Annotated in this window: 1 protein-coding gene; it reads right to left on the bottom strand. The window is 62.8% G+C overall.

What is annotated here, in order from left to right; translation table 11 throughout:
• Nucleotides 1–1,187, bottom strand: a 1,187-nt coding sequence (locus P3C29_RS32580) for a phosphopantetheine-binding protein (protein WP_275966462.1), incomplete at both ends; no start/stop codon positions are given.

Raw genomic sequence — 1,187 nt, 5'->3', positions numbered from 1 at the left:
AGTGGGCCATTGCTCAGGACCAGGCTGCGCTGGGCTTCGTCACCCAGTTGCTCCAGCGCCGAAGCGTCACTGATGCTGCGTTGCCACAGCAAAGGTTGCTCGCTGACCGGCTGGTAAGTCGCTCGCCAGCCATCAGCCTGCTGGACGAAGCTCACGCGCAAGGCATCGTGCTGCACCAGCAGGGCGTGCAGGGCGTGTTCCAGATGTTCAGGGTTCAGCGGCTGCGTGGTCTTGAGCAGTACCGACTGGTTCCAGTGGTGCCGCTCAGGAATGGCCGTGTCGAAAAAAGCCTGATGGATCGGCAGCAATACACTCTCGCCGGTCACCGGGTCCTGGTCGATCAGCAGTGCACCCTCGCCCAACTGCGCCACCGAGGCCAGGCCTTGTACGGTCTGGTGCTGGAACAGCTCTTTGGGGGTAAATCGAATCCCCGCCTGACGCGCACGGCTGACCACCTGGATCGAGATGATCGAGTCGCCGCCCAGCTCGAAGAAGTTATCGGTGACGCCAATCTGCGGCACCTTGAGCACGTCCTGCCAGATGGCGACGATGCGCTGTTCCAGCTCGTTATGGGGCGCGATATAGAGTTTGTGCTGCGGCTCAAGATCCGGTTGCGGCAAGGCCTTGCGGTCGAGTTTGCCGTTGGGGGTCAGCGGCAGTTGCTCAAGGAACAACCACTGGGTGGGCACCATGTAATCCGGCAAGTGTTCACGCAAGCTGGCTCGCAGGGCTTCCTGGGTCGTTGTGGCCTGCGACAGCACCACGTAGGCAACCAGTTGCTGGCCGTTCGCGCCGTCCAGGGCCAGCACCACGCCTTCACGTACACCTGGGTGGGCGAGCAGGCGGCTTTCGATTTCTCCCAGTTCGATGCGCAAACCACGAATCTTCACCTGGTGATCGATACGGCCAACGTATTCGATCACGCCGTCATTGCGGTAGCGGGTCAGGTCGCCGGTACGGTACAAGCGCTCGCCGGTGGTCGAGAACGGGTTCGGCACAAACTTCTCGGCGGTCAACCCCGGACGCAAGAGGTAACCACGGGTGATGCCCTCGCCCGCCAGGTAAAGCTCCGCCGCCACGCCGACGGGCACCGAGTGCAACTCAGCGTCCAGCAGGTAGCTGGCCGTATTGGCCAGCGGCTTGCCGATATTGGCCTGGCCACCGGCTTCGCGGCGGGTCCAGGTGGA

It is taken from the genome of Pseudomonas sp. 1912-s (assembly GCF_029269205.1).
GTDB lineage: Bacteria > Pseudomonadota > Gammaproteobacteria > Pseudomonadales > Pseudomonadaceae > Aquipseudomonas.
Note: the sequence above shows the minus strand (reverse complement) of the source record. Positions and strands in the feature narration are given on the sequence as shown.